At 68.9% G+C, this 20,619-nt stretch carries 19 protein-coding genes and 1 pseudogene; 12 read left to right on the top strand and 8 right to left on the bottom strand.

The annotated features are described in order from the left end of the window. Positions 1-64 precede the first annotated feature (64 nt). Positions 65-687: pseudogene (locus ABH925_RS33895) on the top strand (transposase family protein); the annotation flags it as partial. Between the two features lie 48 nt (positions 688-735). Here ABH925_RS33895 and ABH925_RS33890 read toward each other — a convergent pair. Beyond that, positions 736-1,524 carry a BTAD domain-containing putative transcriptional regulator gene (locus ABH925_RS33890; RefSeq protein WP_370154517.1) on the bottom strand — a complete coding sequence of 263 codons (789 nt, stop codon included), beginning with the start codon at positions 1,522-1,524 and terminating at the stop codon, positions 736-738. Positions 1,525-2,009: 485 nt separating this feature from the next. Here ABH925_RS33890 and ABH925_RS33885 point away from each other — a divergent pair, with 485 nt between their 5' ends. The 7 genes from ABH925_RS33885 (at position 2,010) to ABH925_RS33855 (ending at position 8,081) form a co-directional block, all read left to right on the top strand. Next, the gene (locus tag ABH925_RS33885) at positions 2,010-3,278 is read left to right on the top strand and encodes a beta-ketoacyl synthase (protein WP_370154522.1); all 1,269 of its coding nucleotides are present in this window, start codon (positions 2,010-2,012) and stop codon (positions 3,276-3,278) included. After that, positions 3,275-4,501: a ketosynthase chain-length factor gene (locus ABH925_RS33880; RefSeq protein ID WP_370154514.1), complete on the top strand. Its 1,227-nt coding sequence runs from the start codon at positions 3,275-3,277 to the stop codon at positions 4,499-4,501. Before ABH925_RS33885 ends, ABH925_RS33880 begins: the two co-directional genes overlap by 4 nt. A gap of 62 nt (positions 4,502-4,563) precedes the next feature. Continuing rightward, entirely contained in the window at positions 4,564-4,815 is a 252-nt protein-coding gene (locus ABH925_RS33875) for an acyl carrier protein (RefSeq protein WP_370154511.1), read from the top strand. Between the two features lie 17 nt (positions 4,816-4,832). Further along, a complete protein-coding gene (locus ABH925_RS33870; protein WP_370154508.1) occupies positions 4,833-5,561 on the top strand; it encodes an SDR family oxidoreductase in 729 nt (242 codons plus the stop codon). A gap of 2 nt (positions 5,562-5,563) precedes the next feature. After that, positions 5,564-6,796: an FAD-dependent monooxygenase gene (locus ABH925_RS33865; RefSeq protein WP_370154505.1), complete on the top strand. Its 1,233-nt coding sequence runs from the start codon at positions 5,564-5,566 to the stop codon at positions 6,794-6,796. 28 nt (positions 6,797-6,824) lie between these two features. After that, complete coding sequence (locus ABH925_RS33860) at positions 6,825-7,598, top strand: cyclase family protein (RefSeq protein WP_370154502.1); 774 nt, start codon at positions 6,825-6,827, stop codon at positions 7,596-7,598. A 45-nt stretch (positions 7,599-7,643) separates the two neighbouring features. Further along, complete coding sequence (locus tag ABH925_RS33855; RefSeq protein WP_370154499.1) at positions 7,644-8,081, top strand: nuclear transport factor 2 family protein; 438 nt, start codon at positions 7,644-7,646, stop codon at positions 8,079-8,081. A 28-nt stretch (positions 8,082-8,109) separates the two neighbouring features. Here ABH925_RS33855 and ABH925_RS33850 read toward each other — a convergent pair whose 3' ends face one another. The 6 genes from ABH925_RS33850 to ABH925_RS33825 form a co-directional block, all read right to left on the bottom strand. Beyond that, the gene (locus ABH925_RS33850; RefSeq protein WP_370154496.1) at positions 8,110-8,805 is read right to left on the bottom strand and encodes an HAD family hydrolase; all 696 of its coding nucleotides are present in this window, start codon (positions 8,803-8,805) and stop codon (positions 8,110-8,112) included. A 91-nt stretch (positions 8,806-8,896) separates the two neighbouring features. Then, on the bottom strand, positions 8,897-9,178 hold the full coding sequence (locus ABH925_RS33845) for an antibiotic biosynthesis monooxygenase (protein ID WP_370154493.1): 282 nt from the start codon (positions 9,176-9,178) through the stop codon (positions 8,897-8,899). A 12-nt stretch (positions 9,179-9,190) separates the two neighbouring features. After that, positions 9,191-10,720, bottom strand: a complete 1,530-nt coding sequence (locus tag ABH925_RS33840; protein ID WP_370154491.1) for a class I adenylate-forming enzyme family protein — start codon at positions 10,718-10,720, stop codon at positions 9,191-9,193. Then, positions 10,713-11,678: an SRPBCC family protein gene (locus ABH925_RS33835; RefSeq protein WP_370154489.1), complete on the bottom strand. Its 966-nt coding sequence runs from the start codon at positions 11,676-11,678 to the stop codon at positions 10,713-10,715. The genes ABH925_RS33840 and ABH925_RS33835 overlap by 8 nt, the downstream gene beginning before the upstream one ends. A 49-nt stretch (positions 11,679-11,727) precedes the next feature. Continuing rightward, complete coding sequence (locus tag ABH925_RS33830; protein ID WP_370154486.1) at positions 11,728-13,488, bottom strand: FAD-dependent oxidoreductase; 1,761 nt, start codon at positions 13,486-13,488, stop codon at positions 11,728-11,730. A gap of 114 nt (positions 13,489-13,602) precedes the next feature. Further along, positions 13,603-14,364, bottom strand: a complete 762-nt coding sequence (locus ABH925_RS33825) for an SDR family NAD(P)-dependent oxidoreductase (RefSeq protein ID WP_370154483.1) — start codon at positions 14,362-14,364, stop codon at positions 13,603-13,605. Between the two features lie 167 nt (positions 14,365-14,531). On the opposite strand from ABH925_RS33825, the gene ABH925_RS33820 reads away from it, so the two are divergent. The 4 genes from ABH925_RS33820 to rfbB all read left to right on the top strand — a co-directional run bounded on the left by ABH925_RS33820 (position 14,532) and on the right by rfbB (position 18,784). After that, a complete protein-coding gene (locus ABH925_RS33820; RefSeq protein WP_370154480.1) occupies positions 14,532-15,560 on the top strand; it encodes a methyltransferase in 1,029 nt (342 codons plus the stop codon). A 57-nt stretch (positions 15,561-15,617) separates the two neighbouring features. After that, on the top strand, positions 15,618-16,655 hold the full coding sequence (locus tag ABH925_RS33815; protein WP_370154477.1) for a methyltransferase: 1,038 nt from the start codon (positions 15,618-15,620) through the stop codon (positions 16,653-16,655). 66 nt (positions 16,656-16,721) lie between these two features. Beyond that, positions 16,722-17,795 (top strand): glucose-1-phosphate thymidylyltransferase, encoded by a 1,074-nt coding sequence (locus ABH925_RS33810; protein ID WP_370154474.1) that lies wholly within the window; start codon positions 16,722-16,724, stop codon positions 17,793-17,795. Further along, the gene (gene rfbB, locus ABH925_RS33805) at positions 17,792-18,784 is read left to right on the top strand and encodes a dTDP-glucose 4,6-dehydratase (RefSeq protein ID WP_370154471.1); all 993 of its coding nucleotides are present in this window, start codon (positions 17,792-17,794) and stop codon (positions 18,782-18,784) included. Before ABH925_RS33810 ends, rfbB begins: the two co-directional genes overlap by 4 nt. Positions 18,785-18,823: 39 nt before the next feature. On the opposite strand, the gene ABH925_RS33800 is transcribed toward rfbB, so the two are convergent. After that, positions 18,824-20,254 carry a hypothetical protein gene (locus ABH925_RS33800; protein ID WP_370154468.1) on the bottom strand — a complete coding sequence of 477 codons (1,431 nt, stop codon included), beginning with the start codon at positions 20,252-20,254 and terminating at the stop codon, positions 18,824-18,826. Positions 20,255-20,619 lie beyond the last annotated feature (365 nt).

Genomic DNA, 20,619 nt, shown 5'->3' with positions numbered 1-20,619 from the left:
CCACCCCCGATTTTCCCGGCCTCGGGCGGGACCGCAAGGGCCCGGGAAGACTACAAACGCCGAGGCCACAACCCCCAGATGCGGTTGCAGTACTAATCCCTACCCGACCGGGATCACGATCGGCGACACACAGATGGCAGCCCTGCCGCTGGACCGCCACCACTGGCACGGGGACTGGAACTACACCCTGCGCCCCGAGAACCACTGCCGCGACGGCATCCCACCGATCCCGCCCCAGGACCTGCCCGGACCGGGCCGCTCATGGCTGCCCACCCGCCCCTGACCGGCATGCCGGACGAGCAATGGAGCGGGCTCATCGCCGCACTGAGCGCGGCACGAGAAGGCCAGCGGGAAGCAGACCTCCACCAACGACGCGGCGGTGACCGGCAGAAAGTGCCCGCGCTCGGCCGCTACACCGGCCGGCGCCCCGGCCTCACCCTCGTCGACCAGCTCCTGGTCACCCTCCTCTACGAGCGACACCGGCTTCCTCAAGTGACGATCGCCCCGCTCTTCGCAGTGGGTCCCCAGAGCCTGAACCGGGCCATCAGCCAGACCCGGCGCCTCCTCGACGAAGCCGGCCACACCATCGAACCCGCCGACACCCGACTGGCAACCCTGGACGACCTCCTCGGCCTCGCCGCCCGTCACGGCATCACACCACCGTCAGAGTTCAAGACAGCGAGTTGATTTCCGGCAGGCCCTAACTTCCCGGCCTTGGGGGAGTACCCGAGGTCTTCAGCGCAGTGCGAGCGCATGGTCGTGGTCCAGTGCCGGGTCGGCGGACAGGATCGACTGATGGAGCGACTGCACCTCGCGCGACGGCTCTAGACCCAGCTCGTCCACGAGCGTGGAGCGCAGCCGCCGGAACGCGTTGAGCGCGTCCGGCCTTCGTCCGGCGCGGTATAGCGCGAGCATCAGCTGTCGGTGAAAGGGCTCGTGCATGGGATGTTGCGCGGTCAGACCCGTCAACTCGCTGACAAGCGTGCCATGTTCACCGATGGCGAGTTCGGCGTTGATGCAGGTCTCGTGGGCGGTCAGGCGGGACTCCTGCAGACGGACGACCTCACTGTCCAACAGCCGTCCGGTCTTGACGTCCGCGAGGGCTGGTCCCCTCCACGTCCCCAACGCGGTACGCAGGCTATCCGCCGCCTGCCGGAACTCACCGGTGGCGTAGTGCCGCAGCCCCAGCATCCGGGCCTGTTCGTAGCGGTTGAGGTCGAGGGATTCCGGGGGAATTTGGAGGACGTACCCGTTCAGCGTGGTGGCGAGGACATCTTTTGGGGAGACGCTCGGCATGGCTTCCGCGATCATGCGGCGCAGTTGGAAGACGTAGGTCTGCAGGGTCGTCATCGCGCTGGCCGGCGGCTTGTCTTCCCAGAGCTCTTCGATGAGTGTGGGGACCGAAACCAGGTGGTTCGCGTTGAGCAGCAGCAGCGCAAGCACCTGCTTGGTCTTTCGCGCGCTCGGCATTACCGCGTGGCCGCCGGTGGTGATAGATACCGGCCCTAGAACCTGCGCTTCCATCTCGCTTTTCGCCTTCCCCGATGGGCAGTAGTTCGGTAGCAAATCAAGTACTTATGGCCCTTTTGGCATTTTCTGACGCACTACCACTGGGCCCCCAGCTCCACGAGCAGTGACTCAACTCCCTCCCATGCCGACTTCCTGCAACATACCTCATCTTTGAGGCCTAAGCCATGGCAAGCCTTGGGCGATCATCGCTCTCACTGGAATCTCACATCGTAAACACTCACTCGCGACGTTCTGCTTCTCAGGGAAACTCTTCCATCATCGTGAGATGGCTCACGCTGCGGGCATTCGATCGCCGCCATCCACACAATGAGGATCATTTCTGGCCAATTAGACCGGATCGCCCGATCTCCTATGCGGAACCGTGCTTCGTCCATCGCTCGAGTGGCGTTCGAGCGACTGCTTCGTAGTCGCTCGAGCGGCGTTCGAGCGACTACTTCGATTCTGAAACAGCGGCACGGGTGCCGACTGAGACGGGAGGCATGGTGGGGCGGAGCACCGTTATAACCGGAATTGGGGTCATCGCCCCAGGGGGCCGCGGAACAGCAGAGTTCTGGAAACTGATCAGTGAAGGCCGCACCGCCACGCGCGGCATCACGTTCTTCGATCCGACGCTGTTCCGATCACGCATCGCAGCTGAGTGCGACTTCGACCCAGAGAGCGAGGGTCTCACTCCAAGGGAGGTCCGCCGCATGGATCGGGCAGCCCAGTTCGCCGTCGTCGCGGCCGCAGATGCCGTCGTAGACAGTGGGCTTTCCATCAGTGATTCGCTGGCCCAGCGAACCGGCATTGTCATCGGCAGTGCAGTGGGCTGCACAATGGGCCTCGAGGAAGAGTACGTCATCGTCAGCGGCGGCGGCAGAGAAATCGACTTCGCGTACGCAGCTCCTCATCTCTTCGGATACCTCGTGCCCAGCTCTCTCGCCGCAGAGGTGGCTTGGAAGGTGGGCGCGGAGGGTCCTGTCTCGGTAGTTTCCACCGGCTGCACATCGGGTATCGACGCTGTTTCCCGAGCAGTTGAACTCATCAATGAGGGCTCTGCCGAAGTCATGGTGGCCGGGGCCACGGACGCGCCGATCTCGCCGATCACGGTTGCGTGCTTCGACGCCATCCGCGCGACAACCCCACGCAATGACGATCCGGCCCATGCCTCCCGGCCCTTCGACGCGAGCCGCAACGGTTTTGTCCTGGGCGAGGGGGCTGCCATGTTCGTCCTTGAGGAGCGTTCTCGCGCCGAGGCCCGTGGCGCCCACATCTACGCTGAAATCACCGGCACGGGCACCCGCGCCAACGCGTTCCACATGACAGGCCTGCGTCCTGATGGTCGCGAGCTCGGCGAGGCGATCTCGGCCGCGCTCGATATGGCCCGGACGAACCCCGAGGACGTCAGCTACGTCAACGCCCACGGATCAGGGACCAAGCAGAACGATCGCCACGAGACCGCCGCGTTCAAACGGAGCCTGGGCGACCACGCCTACCGCGTGCCGGTCAGCTCGATCAAGTCCATGATCGGGCACTCGCTCGGGGCGGTCGGCTCGCTGGAGATCGCGGCCTGCGCCCTGGCCATCGAGCACGGGGTGATCCCGCCCACCGCGAACCTGCACGAGGCGGACCCGGAGTGCGACCTGGACTACGTTCCGCTGACTGCCCGGGAGGCCCGGCTCGACACCGTACTGACCGTCGGCAGCGGCTTCGGCGGATTCCAGAGCGCGATGATTCTCAGCCGGCCCGAAGCCAGGAGCGCCCGATGATCACGAAGCCGACCGCCGTGGTGACCGGACTTGGCATTGCGGCACCCAATGGGCTGGGCATCGAGGACTACTGGGCCTCGATCCTGGAGGGGCGCAGCGGCATCGGGCGTATCACCCGGTTCGTCCCGGACGCGTATCCAGCCATCCTGGCCGGGGAACTGCCCGACTTCGACGGCGCCGACCACCTGCCAGACCGCCTGCTCCCGCAAACCGACCGGGTGACCCAGATCGCGCTGACGATCACCGACTGGGCGCTGGGGGACGCGACGCTGGATCCCGCGGCCGTGCCCGAGTACGAGATGGGCGTGGTCACCGCCAGCGGTTCGGGAGGCTTCGAGTTCGGCCAGCGCGAGCTGGAGAATCTTTGGAGCAAGGGCCCGGGGCACGTGAGTGCGTACCAGTCCTTCGCCTGGTTCTACGCGGTGAACACCGGTCAGATCTCCATCCGGCACGGCATGCGTGGCCCCAGCGGCGTATTGGTCACCGAGCAGGCGGGCGGCCTCGATGCCCTGGCCCAGGCGCGCCGCAACATCCGATCCGGCGCCAAGTACATGATCGCTGGCGGCGTCGACGCGTCGCTGTGCCCCTGGGGCTGGGCAGCCGTCGCCTCCGGTGGGCGGCTGTCGCGCAGCCAGGACCCTGAGCAGGCCTACCGGCCGTTCGCACCGGACGCGGACGGGTCCGTAGCCGGCGAGGGCGGAGCGCTGCTGGTCGTGGAGGAGTTGGAAACCGCGACGGCACGCGGGGTGCCGAGGATGTACGGCGAGATCGCCGGGTACGCGGCGACGTTCGACCCGAGGCCCGGGTCGGGACGTGCCTCCGGACTGCTCCGCGCGATCGACCTGGCTCTCACTGACGCGCAGCTTGCGCCCCGGGACGTCGACGTGGTCTTCGCCGACGGCGCCGGTCTGCCGACGCGGGACCTGGACGAGGCCCAGGCGGTGGCGGCCGTCTTCGGCCCGCACAGCATCCCGGTCACCGTTCCCAAGACGATGACCGGCCGCCTGAACGCCGGCAGCGGAGCGCTTGACGTCGCCACCGCCCTGCTCGCCCTGCGCGACGGGGTCATTCCCCCGACCACGAACGTGCCCCCTCCCCCAGCGCGTCTGGGCGTTGATCTCGTCGTCGGCGGACCACGCCGCCGTCCGCTGGCTACCGCGCTCGTCCTGGCACGCGGCGAGGGCGGCTTCAACGCGGCGCTCATCGTGCGCGCGCCCCGCTGAGACGGGGCACACTGCGGTGACCTGCGCCCTTTCCCACATTGAGCCGAAGAGCTGAGGCATAGATGAGTGACGTTTCCATAGACGACCTGTTCCGGGTGTTCGCGGAAGGCGCCGGCAGAGTCGAGCTCGGCCAGCTGGTGTCCGACCTGATGGACACCCCGTTCTCCGTGATCGGCTACGACTCCCTAGCTATGCTCGAGACCGCCAGCCGGCTGGAGCGCGAGTACGGCGTGACCCTGTCGGACGCCGACGTCAACGACGCGAAGACGCCCCGGCTGCTGCTGCAGCTGGTGAACGCCGCCCAGACGCGATGAGGCCGACCAAGCTGCGCTTGGACGGGCGCGTCGCCCTGGTGACCGGCGCGAGCCGGGGTCTTGGACTGGCCGTCGTACGCAAGCTCGCGGCATCGGGCTGCACGGTCTATCTCAACGCCCGCGACGCCGCGGGCGCGGAGACGGCGGCCGCTGAACTACGTTCGCTGGGTGGCGATGTGACCGCAGCACCGGGGGACGTCTCGCACCCCGCGGTCCTTCCCGATCTGCTGCGCGGCCTCGCCGACAAGCACGGGGAGGTGGACATCCTGGTCCACTGCGCGGTCTCCCTCCACCGAATGGCCGCCGTGGAGCCGCGGCCGGAGGACATGCACTGGGACTACGAGGTCGCCGTGGCGCCCCTCATTCACGCCGCCGCGACGCTGCCCAAGGTCATGAGCCCCAATGCGGGGAAGGTCATCGCCGTCTCTAGCGCTGGCGCCCACCGTGTGGTGCCGGCCTATGTGAGCTTGGGCCTGTCCAAGGCCGCGCTGGAGAGTCTGGTGCGCTATCTGGCGGTCGCCCTTGCGCCGACGGGCGTGGCGGTGAACGCGGTGTCCACCGCGCGGATAGACCGTGGCGACGCGAGCGATCCGGTCTCCGCCACACTGGCCGGCCGGACCCCGGCCGGGCGGCTGACGCGTCCTGAGGACGTCGCCGACGCGGTCGCGCTGCTCTGCGCGGACGAGGCGTTCTGGCTGCGCGGACAAGTGATCACTGTCGACGGCGGTCTGGGATTGGTGGGTTGAGCATGATCCGTTCCGACGTGTGCATCGTGGGCGGGGGTCCCGCCGGCCTAACGCTGTCTCTGCTACTGCTCAGGTCAGGGGTGACAGTGACTTTGGCGGAGCGGTCCGCCATACACGGGCGCGAGTTCCGCGGCGAGATCCTGCAGCCGGGCGGCCTAGCGCTGCTGGACAGGATCGGTGTCCTGCCCGGAGCGATGGCTCGCGGCTGCTACCCGCTGGACCGGTTCCGTCTGCGCGAGGGGCAGCGCGCCCTTCTGGACATCGACTACCGGCGCCTTGGGGCGCCGTACAACCAGTTGCTGAGCATCCCGCAGCAGCACCTCCTCGAGGAGCTGTTGGCGCACTGCGGGAAGTACCCCGGCTTCACCTACCTGTCGAGCCACCGGGTGCGCTCCCTGCAGCGGCGCGACGGCAAGGTCACCGGGCTGACGACGAAGTCGCCCGAGGGCCAGACACAGGTGAGCGCCGGCTGCGTGGTCGGTGCGGACGGGCGCTACTCGAAGGTGCGGCAGCTCGCCGGGATCCCCGCGGGGCGGATCGAGGCCTTCAACTTCGACGTCCTGTGGCTGAAGGTCCCCGCGTGCGGCACGGGCTCCGGCTCGGCGTCCGGGATGCGGGAAGTGTCCGTCATCCGCTCCCAGGGCAACCCCGTGCTCGTGTACCCCTCCTGGCCCGATTCCGTCCAGATCGGCTGGACCTTGCCGCATCGCTCGTACGCGGGAAGCAAGGACGCCGTGTTCGAGCAGGCCCGTGGGGAGATCGTGCGGGCCCTGCCGGAGTACCGGGACGCCGTGGGCTCCGCGTTGGCGTCCGTGAACGACCTCACCCTGCTGGACGTGTTCGCGGGCTGCGCCGACACCTGGGTGCAGGACGGTCTTGTGCTGATCGGCGACGCCGCTCACACGCACAGCCCGCTGGGCGCCCAGGGCATCAACCTCGCCGTCCAGGACGCCGTCCTGCTGCATCCCGTTCTGACCGCGGCGGTCCGTGAGGGGAACTTCGGGGCCGTGCGTCTGCGCGAGTACGAGACCGGCCGGCGGCCGGCCATCGATGCCGTCATGAAGTTCCAGGTCATGCAGAGCCGCATGATGCTCGCGCGCGGCGGGCTGGAGGCGCGCCTGCGGCCCCACGTGGCCCGGATCGTCGGCCGGACCCCCATCGGCTCGAAAATCACGGCGCGCATCGCGTACGGAAGCAGTCCTGTTCCGCTGCGTACGGATCTCTTCACTTCCTGAGCAGCCCATCCCGACGAGGAGTGCCATCATGCGCGTGATCGACCTGTCCACACCAATAGACGCGTCCAAGTGGGAGCCGGAGGCGGTGGTCCATGAGATCACGACGCCGGCCGAGGGCGCCCGTCACATGAGCGCGGAGATGCTGGAGCACTTCGGTGTGCACTTCGACCCAGCGGTGCTTCCGGACCAGGAGCTGCTGTCCATCGACACCCTGACGCTGACATCGCACACGGGCACGCACGTGGACGCTCCGTCCCACTACGGGAGCCGGGCCTCCTACGGCGAGCCCCGCCACATCGACCAGATGCCCTTGGAGTGGTTCCAGCGTCCCGGGGTGGTGCTGGACATCAGCGGATTCGGGGTTGGGGCCGTGCGCGCCGAGCAACTGGCGAAGGAGCTGGATCGGATCGGCTACCGCCCCCAGCCGCTGGACATCGTGATACTGCGCACGGGAGCGGACCGGCTGGCCGGGACGCCCGAGTACTTCACCTCGTTCACGGGCCTGGACGCGTCCGCGGTGCACTACCTGCTCGATCTGGGCATCCGAGTGATCGGCACGGATGCCTTCAGCCTGGACGCACCGTTCGGACACATGATCAAGCGCTTCCAGGAGAGCGGCGACGCCTCGGTGCTGTGGCCGGCGCACTTCGCCGGGCGCGAGCGTGAGTACTGCCAGATCGAACGGCTCGCGAATCTGGACGCCCTGCCGGTGCCGTTCGGGTTCACGGTGAGCTGCTTCCCCGTCCGGATCGCGGGCGCGGGGGCCGGCTGGGCCCGTGCCGTCGCCCTGCTGGACGCCTGACGCCACCATCCGCGCTCTCTCACTCTTCCCTAGGAGAACAGACCCATGACCGCATCGCTCACTCCCCTGGAATTCGCCGCGCTGCGCGCGGAGGTGGAGCAGTTCTATGCCGCTCACCTGCACCGCCTTGACTCGGGCTCCGCCGAGGCCTGGGCGGCGGACTTCACCGCGGACGGCTGGTTCCACCCGCAGACGCTGCCGACGCCCGTCCGGGGTCGGGCGGCGCTGGCCGCCGCAGCCGGGGACGCGCACGCCAAGCTGGTGGCCGCGAACGAGCAGCACCGTCACTGGCACGGCGTAGTGGCCGTGTCCGCGCAGGAAGACGGATCGGTCAAGGTTCGCTGCTACGCGCTGGTGTTCGCCACGACTGCGGGCCAGGAGCCGCGGCTGCACCGGACCTGCGTCTGCGAGGACCTGCTGGTCCGCGAGGAGGGCGCGCTGCGCATCAGCCAGCGGGTCGTCACCCGGGACGACATGCCCTGAACGAGCCACGGAACCGAGGCTGCGCCCATCACTCGAGCAGGTCCAGCACCGCGGTCAGGGCGCTGGGCCGCTCGGTGATGGGCGCATGCCGTACCTGCAGGAACGCGCAACCCAGCACTGCGGCTCCGCCGTCGGCGGTGGGGTCGTCGCCGACCATGACGACCTCGGCCGGCTTGCAGCCGAGGTCCTCGCAGGCCGCACGGAACAGCTCGGCATCCGGCTTTTGCCGGTGGTGCTCGAAGGAGAGAACGAAGGCGTCGACCATGGAATCCAGGCCGTGATATCGGAAGACCGGCCGGAGATCCCACGCGATGTTGCTGACGACAGCGACCGGGACGCCACGGCGACGCAGCTCGCCGAGCGTGCTGCGTGCGTCTGGGTAGGGATGCCACGCCTGCGGTGCCATGTGACGCTCATACAGCGCGGCCGCAAGTTCCGGGTGCGGTAGCGGGCCGACGGTCTCTGCGAGCCCGGTGTAGGCGGCATTGTGCCGTTCCAGGTCCAGGTCCCGCTCTTGCCAGACCTTGGCCAGGTGAGGCGGTATCGAATGCGGCCACGCCCCCCCGGGCAGCGCGCCAGCGCGCTCGAGCAGGCGCGCCCATCTCGCTCGCTCGGGAGCGGTGAGCGCGACCCCGACGGTATCCAGCGCGGCGTCGAGCCACGCGATTGTGGTCTCGACCCGGAACAAGGTGCCCGAGAAGTCGAACATCACACCAGTGGCCATGGCCTTGACCCTCCCCAGGGGCCGCAGAGCAGAAACCTGCACAGGTGCCTGTGGCGGCCGGGTGCGCGGCCGCCACAGGCACCTGTGTGTGCTACTCGGCGACGGTGTCGTAGACGTCCGGTTCGGCCTTGGCGACCTGGCCCAGGCCGACGACGAGATTACGGAAGGCGTCCGCCGTCATGGCCGACCGATGCAGGTCCGGTGCCGTCCACTCGGCGGTCTCCACGTACACCTTGGGATTGTTGCGGGATCGGTAGAGCTGGTGCGACACGAAGCCGGGCTGCTGCTTCATGAAGTCGGTGATGGCGGAGATGGAACGCTCGAACTCGTCGGTCTCTCCGATGACGGTGAGCTTGTTGATAACGGTCACCATAGTTGACTCCTTCTAGTCGGGGGTGTGTGGCGCCCGGGCGCGTAGGTCGCGTCGCAGGATCTTGCCGTTTGGGGAACGCGGGATGGCGTCGACCGCCTCGATGCCGTGCAGGCGCTCGAAGTCGGAGAGGCCGGCGTTGGCCTCCTCCAGGACGCGGCCGAGGTCTGCGTCGGGCGAGCGGGGGACGATGAAGGCGTAGGCCACCGCGCCACGGAAGGGGTCGGGCACGTCCACGACGGCGCAGTCCGCGACATCGGAATGGCGGGCGAGGACCGCTTCGATCTCGCTGGGTGACACCAGCCAGTTGTCGCACTTGAAGACGTCTTTGGTCCGGTCCACGAGGAACAGCACGCCGTCGTAGCGGATGTAGCCGATGTCGCCGGTGGACAGCCACCCGTCGCGGTCGATGGGGTTGTCGACGCCGGCGAGGTATCCGCGCATCACCTGCGGGCCGCGTACCTGGACCTCGCCGCGCTCGCCGACGGGCAGCGGTTGGCGGGAGTCCACATCGACGGTCCGACATTCCGTGCCCTCCACGGGCGGTCCGACGGATCCGACGGTGGGTCGCTCGGGGAGGTCGCCGTGCGTCAGCGGCGACGTCTCGGCCAACCCGTAACCCTGGATCGCCGCCACACCGAAGTGAGCGGACAGGGCCTCGGCAGCCGCGGGCAACAGTGCGGAGCCCCCCGAGAGGATGGTCCGCACGGTGGCGAGCCGCAGTCCAGGCAGCCGCGGGTCTGCCGCCAGCCGGGCCAGGCGCACCGGGAGGCTGTAGAAGTGCGTCGCCCCGTAGTTGTTCGCCTCGTCCACCGCGTCCGCGCCGTCCGCGGACCGGCACAGCACGTGCGTCGCCATCGCCGCCAGGCCCGCGTTGAGGTGCATCGGGTGGAAGGACGGCAGGTGATTGAGCATCACCGCGTCGCCGTTGAGCCGGTGCGCCTTGGCGACCTGGTGGGCGTTGGTGACCAGGTTCTGGTGTGAGAGCTGGACACCCTTGGCGGGACCCGTGGTGCCGCTGGTGAACTGGATGCAGGCCACCTCGTCGGCGCTGGCCGGCGGGGTCGCCGTGACGGGCGCGTGGTTGTCCACGAGGTCCTCGAGGCACTCAGCGCCGGTGCCTCCGGCGTCGCCGCGGGTCAGGAGCACCTCCGTCAGCTCGGGAACCCAACGGCGTGCCTCTTGGATCCGGTCGCGCATCTCGTGGGTGACGATGGCGATCCGGGCGCCGGACAGCCTCAGCACGTGGGCGAGGTTCTCCCCGCGCAGGTGCGCGTTGACGATGGCGACGCTGGCACCGCCGCGGACGATGCCGTAGTAGGCGACGGCGAACGCCGGGTCGAGGGCTGCAACCAGGGCGATGACACCGCCGGAGGCGTGCCAGTGGTTGCGCACTACGCCCGCGCAGCGGGACACCTGGGCGTCCAGTTCGGCGTAGGACAGCTGGGTGTCCTTGTCCCGCAGGGCGATGCGGTGCGGCACAGTCTGCGCAGCGGCCCGTACGAGGTCATCGAGCCGGTCGGGCATGGCCACCGGCTCAGCCACGGGCTCGGTCCTCGGCGAACGCCTTAGACAGCTGAAGGTTCTTCATGCTGTTGGCGCTCAGGACGTTGCGCAGGTAATTCCGGGCGTCCTGGATCGTGGTGCCCTCGCCGAGGATCGCCAGGGCGCTTGGCTTGATGGTGACGGTGTGGCGGGCCGCGACGATGATGCCCTCGGGCGTGGGGGTGAACCGCCAGTGGCCGGTGTGGGCGTCCAGCAGCGGCGGCAGCTTGATCTGCTTGTAGACGATCAGCCGCGGGGCCAGGCAGACGCGCACCGAGCGGGTGCTGTGCGGCACGCCGTCGGGGGCCTGAGTGTCCATGTCGAAGAACTGGATGCCGGGCTCGTCCTCGGTCATGGTCAGTCGGGCCACGTGCGCGATCCGCTCGGGCCACTTGTCGGCCTCGTTGAGGACCTCGTAGGCGTCCTCGGCGCGGCCTGCGACGAAGAGCGGGTCCTCGAAGGAGAGCACCAGCTGATCGAGGAGTTCACGGCGGTTGCCCTGGTCCAGGACAGCGTCGAGCTGCGCGGCGGCGTTGCGCTCGAGGTCGGCGACAGCCGCGGCATAGGCCTCGTCGGTGGTGTCGTCCGCGAGGGTCAGCTCGTGGACGACCTCCACGTTGGATCCGCTGGCGCTCTTCGTGAACAGCCATTCGACGCGGGAGGCGGTGCGGGGAGCCTGCGGCTCGATGTCCTCGAGGGTGATCCTCAGAGCGGCGCGGTCGAGGTGGCGACGGGCGGTGCGGACAACCACCTGTCCCTCCTCGGGGGTGAGGAACCAGCGCCGGACGACGTCGGTGCCATCGCCGACCTCCAGGTACTCGGCGTGGACCGCGGCGGAGAAGAACTGGGGCCAGTTCTCCACCGCGGCAACGACGTCGAACAGGAACTCGGGGGGCGCGGTCGCGGTGCCGCGGTGAGCCGTGGTCACGACGGCCGGATTCGCAGTCAGGTCAGACACAAGTTGTCCTTCAGTCGGCTCGGATTCGAGGTGTTGGCTTCGACCGGAGTCAGGGAGCGGAGGTCAGCGGCAGAGCGGCCAGCGCCGCGTGCACAGAGGCTGCGTCCAGCCGGTCACCGCGGGCCGCAAGGTAGGCGTCAGGGCGAATCAGGAGCCATCCTTGGCCGCGGATGCCCAGTCCGTCCGCGAGCGCCCGGTACGGGTCGGGTAGCGCATCTCCTGCCAGCGAGGGCGCGTCGGCGTGGACGACCAGCGGGCCAGCCAGCGGCATCGGCGTCTGATCGGCGAGCTGCAGGGCGGCAGCCAGCGTCTCGTAGCTGGACGGCGCCCCGCGACGGATCGGCGCCGAGGGCGCGACGACACGGACGGAGAGCCATCCGCGGTTGAGGTCGGCAAGGTCCTGCAGCCACGTCGAGGTCGGCGTCTGTGCGCCTGTGCGGTCGGTGAACGCGAGGAGCGTCCAGCGCGGGTCCTCCAGCTGCCGCGCGAAGGCCGTCCACCCGGGATCTCCGTTGGCGGTGGCGGCGCTGACGGCGGTGACGCGCTCGCCGGGCGCGGGTCCCACCGGCGGGCGGGCGTGCGAGGGCTGCGTCAGCGGGCTGTCGGGGTAGCTGATGAGCAGCGCCGACATGCGGCCGATGACCTTGCCCTCGATCTTGCGACGGATGGCGGGCACGCATCGGACGACAGCGAAGACGACCGGCATGGCTGCGGCCGCTATCACGCTCTTGAGGGCGACGAGGCGGGTGGCCGTGCGGGTGGTCTCCAGGAGGTCGCGGCCGATCGGGACGCGCTCGGCCGAGTAGCTGTCGAGCAGGGCGTCGTGGGCGTGGCCGTGGATGGCCATCGCGAGCTTCCAAGCGAGGTTGAAGGCCTCCTGGATTCCGGTGTTGAGTCCTTGGCCGGAGGCCGGGCTGTGGACGTGGGCGGCGTCGCCAGCGACGAAGCAGCGGTTGACCCGCATGGTCTGGATCATTCGCTGCTGGATCGTGAAGACCGAGACCCATGCGGGGGTTTTGACGGCGGCGTGGGTGCCAAGGCCCTTGGTCAGTTTGCGGGAGAACCGCTCGGCGACCTGGTCGGGGCGGCCTGAGTCCGTCTCGACGGTCGTGTCCAGTAGCCGCCATTTGCCGGGGCTCGCGAAGGGGACGGCCATGACGGTCCCGCCCTCGACGTGGATCCAGTGGATGCTGTCCTGGGGGACGTTCATGTCGACCTCGGCGTCGGCGATCAGCCACGTCTCGGTCGAGTCGCCGGTCAGGGGAAGCTTCAGCAGGCTTCGGACGGTGCTGTGGCCGCCGTCACAGCCCACGAGCCAGGGGACGCGCAGGCGCGTGCTGGTGCCGTCCGGGAGCTGCAGCACCGCTTCGACGCCGTCGGAGTGCTGCTCCAGTGTCTGCAGTCGCGTGCCCCAGTGCACGGTGACGCCGCGTTGGGCTACGGCCTCGCGCAGCACCCGCTCGGTGCCGGCCTGCTCCAGCAGCAAGGTGAAGGGGAACCGGGTGGGTGTGGCACGGTATTCGGCTCCCAGGCGCACGAGTTGGGAGCCGTTGCGATGCATGCTGAAGGCCTGCATCCGGCGGCCGTGCTCGACCATCGCGCCGAGGACACTCATCTGGTCGTAGATCTCGAGGGTGCGGGCGTGGGTGGCCACGGCGCGGCTCGTCGGCGCCGGGCCGGCGGCCGCGTCGATCAGGTGGACGCGGACGCCGCGGCGGGCCAATTCGTGAGCGACCGTCAGGCCGACTGGGCCGGCGCCGACGACAAGGACTTGCGGATCTCGCGTGTCGGGCTCGGGTCCGTCGGTCATCTTCTCCCCTGGCAGTCCCATGTGGCGTGGGGAGCGCTGTCACAGCCCCCTGTCCCCGGCATCCTTTTCCGCGGGTCTCGAGCAGCTCTCGAACCGCGGTGGACCGCGCACGGCTCAGCGGCCGCCGGCCACGGTGAGCGCTTCGCCGCTGATGTGCCCGTTGGCGGCCGACCCGAGGAACAGCGCCGCGGCGGCGATCTCCTCCGGGGTGGTCAGCCGGCCGGTGGGGGTGCGGGCGCTCTCGCCGTCGCGCACGGCGGCGGGGAGGTCCCTGGCCACGCCCTCGGTCAGGGTCAGGCCGGGGCACACCACGTTGACGAGGATGCCGTCGGGGCCCAGGTCCCAGGCCAGGCTTCGGGCGAATCCGTGCAGGGCGGCCTTGGCCGCGCCGTAGAACTCCTGGCCGGGTGCTCCGTCATCGACGATGTGGGAGGAAAGCAGCACGATCCGGCCCCAACCCGAGCGGCGCATCGGCGCCACCGCCGCTTGGACCGTACGCAGGGCACCGGCGAGGTTGGTGTCCAGAACCCGCTGCCATGCGGCCGGCGCGACGTCTTCGACGTGCTGTCCGCGGGGCCGGCGGGCACCGAGTTCCGCGGCGTTGGCGACCACCACGTCGAGTGTTCCCCAGGTCTGCTCGACGTCCGCGACGGCTGCCTGCGCCGACGCCGGGTCATCGAGTGCGTAGGGCACGGCGATGGCTCGTCCCTGGGCTGCGCCGAGCTCGTCGGCCAGGACCAGGGCCGCTTCCTTGTGATGGTGGTAGGTGAGGGCGACGCGCGCACCCTCCCGCGCGAAGGCCTGGGCGGTCGCCCGCCCGATGCCGCGGCTTGCGCCGGTGACCAGCACTACCCGGCCGTCCAGCCCCAATTCCATGTCGGTTCTCCCCTCGACGCGGTCGCTGAGCTCGCACGCTGGCAGGAGGTCCTCGAGGAGCACTCAATCGACCCGGACCTCAGCCGACGTGGACAGGATCTCGAGCCCAGATCGAGCCGGCGTCTGCACCGTCGTACTCGCCGTTCCCAATGAATCGGGAGAAGGACGTGACCGACATCAGTACCCCTGCAGTAACGCGCGAAGATCTGTTCGAAATGATGCTGTCGACCCGGCGGACAGCCGTGCTGCGGGCGGGGATCGAGCTGCGCATCTTCGACGGGCTGGCCGACGGTCCGCTGGAGGCCGATGACCTCGCGGAAAGGCTCGGCATTCATCCCCGCGGGATGCGGGTGCTGTTGGCTGCCCTGGCAGCGATCGGTCTCCTCTACGTGGAGGAGGGCCAGTATCGGCTGGCGCCGGGCGCGGACCAGGTCCTGGTGACGTCCAGCCCCGGCTACTTCGGCTCCGCCATGCGGCTGGCGTCCAGCGACTATGAGTGGCAGGCCCTTGGGCGGCTCGCGGACGCGGTGCGTCACGGGGGCACCGTCCTTGAGCAGCACGCCGAGACTCCTGAGTACCCGTACTGGGAGGACTTCGCGGCCCTGCCCACGGGCAACACCGCCCGCGTGGCCGGCACGCTGGCCGATCTCGTGAAGGAGTGGGGTGCCGACCGGCCCTCGTTCGACGTCCTGGACACGGCGTGTGGCCACGGCTACTACGGGTACACCCTGGCGGCGCGGTACCCGCAGGCGCGGGTGTGGGATGTGGACTGGCCGAACGTCCTGGACATCTCGGTGGGTCACGCCGAGCGGATGGGCGTGCGCGACCGGGTCGAGCTGATCCCCGGCGACATGTTCTCCGCGGATCTCGCAGGACCCTACGACCTCACCATGATCACCAACGTGCTGCACCACTTCTCCGAAGAGCGTGCCACCGAGATGCTCACCAAGCTCGCCAAGGCGACCAAGGCTGACGGCAAGGTGGCCGTCGTGGCCATCACCACCGACGATCAGCCTCCGGCGCAGGACCCGATCCCGCACCTGTTCTCCGTGCTGATGCTGGCGTGGACCCACGAGGGCGAGTCGCACAGCATGGACGCCTACCGCCGGATGTTCGCCGCGGCCGGCCTCACCGCCCCACAGGTCACTTCGCTGCCCGGCGTTCCGCTGAGGGTCCTGCTCGCCGACCGCGTCTGAGCCCAGCCGTCTCCCGCTCACCCAGCCTCAGCCCGCAGATCTTCAGAAAGGCATCCCATGACGCAGTCCATGCACGCCGACGCGGTAGCGGCCGCCCGCACCATCGCGCAGCTGAACACCGCATACACCCAGGCGAAGGTGCTGCACAGTGCCGTGGAGCTCGGGCTGTTCGAGACGCTGGCCGCGGGGCCAGCGACCATGGACGCGTTGTGCCAGCGCCTGAACCTGCACCCGCGTCTGGCCCCCGACTTCCTCGGCGCCCTGGTTGGCTTGGACCTGCTGGAGTACCGCGACGGCCTGTACCACAACGCCCGTCCGGCGCAGGTCCTCCTCGTGCCCGGCGGGCCCCTGTCGCTGAACGGATCCATCCGCCAGCACGGCAAGGTGCACTACGGCCTGTGGGCCGACCTGACCGAGGCGCTGCGCGACGGCCGGGCGAAGTCCGGTCCGCAGACGCCGGCCGGCGCGGTGACGACGGAGCAGACCGACCTGGACGCGGCCCGCCGCTTCATGGCGCATATGGACTCCTTCAACTCGATCGTCGCCCCGGAGCTCGCGCAGAAGCTGGACTGGAGCAAGTACCGCACCTTCGTCGACGTCGGCGGGGCGCGCGGCAACCTCTCTGGTCTGCTGGTGAAGGCCCAGCCGCACCTGAACGGGACTGTGTTCGACGTCCCGGGGCTTCGTCCCCTGTTCGACGAGCACATGGAGACCCTCGGCACCACCGGCAAGGTCAGCTTCCAGGGCGGCGACTTCTTCTCCGACCCGCTGCCCGAGGCCGACGTCGTGATCTTCGGTCACGTGCTGCACGACTGGCCGGAGGAGGCCCGTAAGACGCTGATCGAGCGTGCCTTCCCCGCAGTCCGGCCCGGCGGTGCCCTGCTCGTCTACGACGCCATGATCGAGGACGGGGGCTTCAACGCGCACGCGCACCTGCAGAGCCTGATCTGCAGCCTGATGCGCGACGGCGGCTCGGAGTACACCGAGGGCGCTGCATGCGAGTGGGCCGAGAAGGCGGGCTTCAGCTCCACGGACGTGCTGCGACTGAACACCGTCACCAATGACCGCCTGCTCATCGCGGTCAAGGACGCCTGACAGCGTCCGGATGCCAGCCGCCCTCGGTCATGACCAATCCTTGACGCGGAAGAAGAGAGACACAGCATGAAGGCTCTCGTCCTGTCCGGGGGCAGCGGCACACGACTGCGCCCGTTGAGCTACTCCATACCCAAGCAGCTGGTGCCTGTCGGCAACGCACCCGTGCTGTTCCACTGCCTAACCAACATCCGCGACGCGGGCATCACCGAGGTCGGCATCATCGTCGGCGACAACGGCGAGGAGATCCGTCGAGCCGTCGGCGACGGCTCCGACCTCGGCGTGCAGGTTACCTTCATCCGGCAGGAGGCCCCGCTGGGCCTGGCGCACTGCGTCCGGATCGCCGAACCGTTCCTGGGCGGCGAGGACTTCATCATGTACCTGGGCGACAACGTCCTAGTCGGCGGCGTGGCCGAGCACGCCGAGCGGTTCCGGGCGAACCGGCCCGAAGCCCAGGTGCTGGTGTGCAAGGTCGCGGACCCGCGCCACTACGGCATCGCCGTGCTGGGCCCGGAGGGCACGGTGGAGCGGTTGGTCGAGAAGCCGTCCGAGCCGGTCGCCGACACCGCGCTGATCGGGGTGTACTTCTTCACCAAGGAAGTGCACACCGCCGTGGCCAGCATCCAGCCGAGCCCCAGAGGGGAGTTGGAGATCACCGACGCCATCGAGTGGCTGCGCAAGAACGGCCGGGCCGTGCGGGCGGAAGTCTTCGAGGGCTATTGGAAGGACACCGGTCGCATCGAGGACGTGCTCGCCTGCAACCGCGTCCTGCTCGAGGCCCTCGCCCCGTCCCTGTCCGGGAAGATCGACAACGAGAGCGAGCTGGTGGGTCCCGGCCCGTTCGTCATCGAGGCCGGGGCGGTGGTCGAGCGTTCCCGCCTCATCGGTCCGGTGACGGTGGCCGCCGGCGCCGTCGTGCGCGACAGCACGATCGGCCCGTCGGTTTCGATCGGCCGCGACGCCGTGGTGGAACAGGCCGGCGTGGAGGACTCGATTGTGATGGACGGGTCCACTATCCGCGGCGTGCGGGGCATCCACGGCTCACTGATCGGCCGCAACGCCGAGGTCAGCCACGCGGCCGACGCGCCGACCCGCCACTGCTTCGTCCTGGGCGACGACTCCCGAATCGAGGCCGCCGCGTGAAAATCCTCGTCACGGGCGGCGCAGGCTTCATCGGCTCGCACTACGTCCGCAGCCTGCTGGCCGACGAGTACCCCGCGTACCGTGGCGCCCAGGTCACGGTCGTGGACAAGCTCACCTACGCGGGCACGACCACGAGCCTACCGATGGTCGAACCGCGCCTGCAGTTCGTCCGCGCGGACATCTGCGACGCCCAGCCACTCCTGGACCTGCTGCCAGGCCACGACGCTGTCGTGCACTTCGCGGCCGAGTCGCACGTGGACCGGTCGATCGGCGACGCCGCGGAGTTCGTGCGCACCAACGTCCAGGGCACCCACAACCTGCTGGAGTGCGCCCGCCTGACCGGCATCCCGCGTGTGGTCGTGGTGTCGACCGACGAGGTCTACGGGAGCATCGCCACTGGCTCGTGGACCGAGGAGAGTCCGCTGGAGCCCAACTCTCCCTACTCCGCGTCCAAGGCCTCGGCCGACCTCATCGCTCGCTCCTACTGGCGCACCCACACCATGGACATCTCCATCACGCGGTGTTCCAACAACTACGGCCCCAACCAGTTCCCTGAGAAGGTCATCCCGCTGTTCGTCTCCAACCTCATGGACGGCAAGTCCGTGCCTCTCTACGGCGACGGCTCCAACGTCCGCGAGTGGCTGCACGTGGATGACCACTGCCGGGCGATCCAGGCTGTTCTCGAAGGCGGCCGCGCTGGCGAGATCTACAACGTCGGCGGCGGCGAGTCCTTGACGAACAGGGAGCTCACCGAGCGACTCGTCGCGCTGTGCGGGGCGGACTGGAGCGCGGTCCGTCACGTTGAGGACCGCAAAGGCCACGACCTGCGCTACTCGGTGAACGACTCGAAGATCCGCGAAGAGCTTGGGTTCCGCAACCATGTGGCGTTCGAGCAGGGCCTGGCCGATGTGGTGCGCTGGTACCGGGGCAACCGTTCCTGGTGGGAGCCGCTGCGCCGTCGTGAGGAAGCCGTGCTGGCTCGGACGTGATCCGGCCGCGGTGCAGCTGACCGCTGCACCGCGGCCCCGTCAGCCGACCCCGCCCAGGGATGCCAGTGCGCTGAGCACCGCCTGGGTGCAGCCCTGGCAGGTGCCGTCACTGTGCATGGGGCCGCTGACCCGCGTGCCGCAATCCACGCAGTACGCCTCGACCGGACTGCCACCAACACCTTGGCTTTCGCCGCGACCTTGGTTGGCACGGCGCGCCTGCGTGCCGTGTGCGTCGAGGCGATGCTCGATGCACCGAGGACAGTGCCGTCCCGTGTCGATGTCGACTCCGTCCTCGCACCGTGGATCGGGGCATTCGCGGTCGCAGCCGTCTGCTTGGCATCGGTAGGGGCCGAGAATCCGCACGGCGGCGCCCACCGGGTGCGCCAGTCCTGCCCCGCCGGTGGCCGTGTCTGCAGCCGCAGCGAGGCCCCAGGTGTACCAACGGCGGTCCGCCCGGGCAATGAGCTGTTCAGCTGTCCTGCCCTGGCACTCGCGCAAGATGACGTCGCGGAGTACCGTCGGCCTCCATCGGGGAAGAAGGCGCTGCAGTTCGGCGGGCAGCCCCAGTTCGACTGCGCGCACGAGCGCGACCTGGGTGCCCGGTGCCCCGACCTTCCCAGGCGCAGCTTGGTGCCGCGACGGCTTGGCAGGCCGTGATGACGGCAGACCCTGACTACCTGTAAGAGGCCTGCGGCCGTCAGTGGCGCTACGCGCCGAAGGTGCTGCGTTCGTCTCTTGGTGTGTTTCTTCTTGGTCTACTTCAACCCCTGTACGCGGGGGTACGGGACCCCGCGTTGGGGGGGTACGTACCCCCGCGAGAGGGGGTACGGTTTCCTCTAAGGGTCCGTACGTTACCGCAGCTCGCGCCGTACCCCCTCCCGCGGGGGTACGGGGACGGGTCCCCAAGAAGGGCACCGGGGCCACCACCGCGTCGCCTGACTGCTTGGCCTGGGTCCGTGCCTCGGAGGTCTCGTTGCACCGGTCCTTGATCGACTGTCGGGTGTCGGCCAGCCAGTTGTCGAAGTCGGTTTCACGGGCCTGCCGTTCGTTCCTCGTTTCCTCGGCGACGGGCCGGTTCTGGGCGTACCAGTCGGCCATGGACTGCGGACCGCGGTAGCCCGGCGGTGGTGCCTGATGCACGATGTACCGGTTGCGGCGCTTCAGGCCGGCGGTGGTACGGATCACCTCGACGGCACCGATGACCTCCAGTTGGAGCATGTACTTGGACACGTTCTCCGGCTTCTTGAGCCCGATGATCCGCGCGAGAGTGAGCAGGCTCGGCCATACTTCGTTGTCCTCGCGTGAGGCGTTGAGATGAGCGGAGAGCGCCCAGTACAGGGTCCTGGCCTCGCAGCCCACGCCGGACAGCAACACCCAGTCGCCGACCTGTGTGAACGGAGCGCGTCGCCCCGGGGTCAGTTTAAGCGGCTGGTCTGAGAGCCGGTGCTTGTCAGCGGGTTGGCCGCTCATCGGCCGGCACCTGCTTCGCACCGCGGGTCGGCGGCTCTCACGGCCGGGGCGTCGGCCCAGAGCAATGCGATCAATGCCTGGGGAGGGACGGGGGTGATCTTTGTGTCTGTCATTCGGCACGACGCTTGGTCCATCATCGGCCATCACTCCCCCGGTCGGCTTCAGGCGCTGGCCTTCGTGGATAGTAGGCAGTTCGTGACCGTCTTGACCACTCTCATCCTGTGGTGGTTGGCAAACCATCGATCGGTGGGGCAGTTACGAGTTGGTTTCTAGTAGTTCGCCACCCATGAAGTGCGGCAGCGGGAGCCGGGAGCGGGCTCGTCGCGGGCGCGGGCGAGCGCAACGTCGCTTCGCTTGGTCATATT

This window comes from Streptacidiphilus sp. EB129 (genome assembly GCF_041262645.1).
GTDB lineage: Bacteria > Actinomycetota > Actinomycetes > Streptomycetales > Streptomycetaceae > Streptacidiphilus.
The sequence above is the reverse complement of the archived record's forward strand: the minus strand, read 5'-3'. Positions and strand labels throughout refer to the sequence as shown.

Coding starts and splice junctions, on each gene's coding strand:
- ABH925_RS33890 (WP_370154517.1), bottom strand. CDS start 1,524: ATGGAAGCGCAGGTTCTAGGGCCGGTATCTATCACCACCGGCGGCCAC.
- ABH925_RS33885 (WP_370154522.1), top strand. CDS start 2,010: ATGGTGGGGCGGAGCACCGTTATAACCGGAATTGGGGTCATCGCCCCA.
- ABH925_RS33880 (WP_370154514.1), top strand. CDS start 3,275: ATGATCACGAAGCCGACCGCCGTGGTGACCGGACTTGGCATTGCGGCA.
- ABH925_RS33875 (WP_370154511.1), top strand. CDS start 4,564: ATGAGTGACGTTTCCATAGACGACCTGTTCCGGGTGTTCGCGGAAGGC.
- ABH925_RS33865 (WP_370154505.1), top strand. CDS start 5,564: ATGATCCGTTCCGACGTGTGCATCGTGGGCGGGGGTCCCGCCGGCCTA.
- ABH925_RS33860 (WP_370154502.1), top strand. CDS start 6,825: ATGCGCGTGATCGACCTGTCCACACCAATAGACGCGTCCAAGTGGGAG.
- ABH925_RS33855 (WP_370154499.1), top strand. CDS start 7,644: ATGACCGCATCGCTCACTCCCCTGGAATTCGCCGCGCTGCGCGCGGAG.
- ABH925_RS33850 (WP_370154496.1), bottom strand. CDS start 8,805: ATGGCCACTGGTGTGATGTTCGACTTCTCGGGCACCTTGTTCCGGGTC.
- ABH925_RS33845 (WP_370154493.1), bottom strand. CDS start 9,178: ATGGTGACCGTTATCAACAAGCTCACCGTCATCGGAGAGACCGACGAG.
- ABH925_RS33830 (WP_370154486.1), bottom strand. CDS start 13,488: ATGACCGACGGACCCGAGCCCGACACGCGAGATCCGCAAGTCCTTGTC.
- ABH925_RS33825 (WP_370154483.1), bottom strand. CDS start 14,364: ATGGAATTGGGGCTGGACGGCCGGGTAGTGCTGGTCACCGGCGCAAGC.
- ABH925_RS33815 (WP_370154477.1), top strand. CDS start 15,618: ATGACGCAGTCCATGCACGCCGACGCGGTAGCGGCCGCCCGCACCATC.
- ABH925_RS33810 (WP_370154474.1), top strand. CDS start 16,722: ATGAAGGCTCTCGTCCTGTCCGGGGGCAGCGGCACACGACTGCGCCCG.
- ABH925_RS33800 (WP_370154468.1), bottom strand. CDS start 20,254: ATGAGCGGCCAACCCGCTGACAAGCACCGGCTCTCAGACCAGCCGCTT.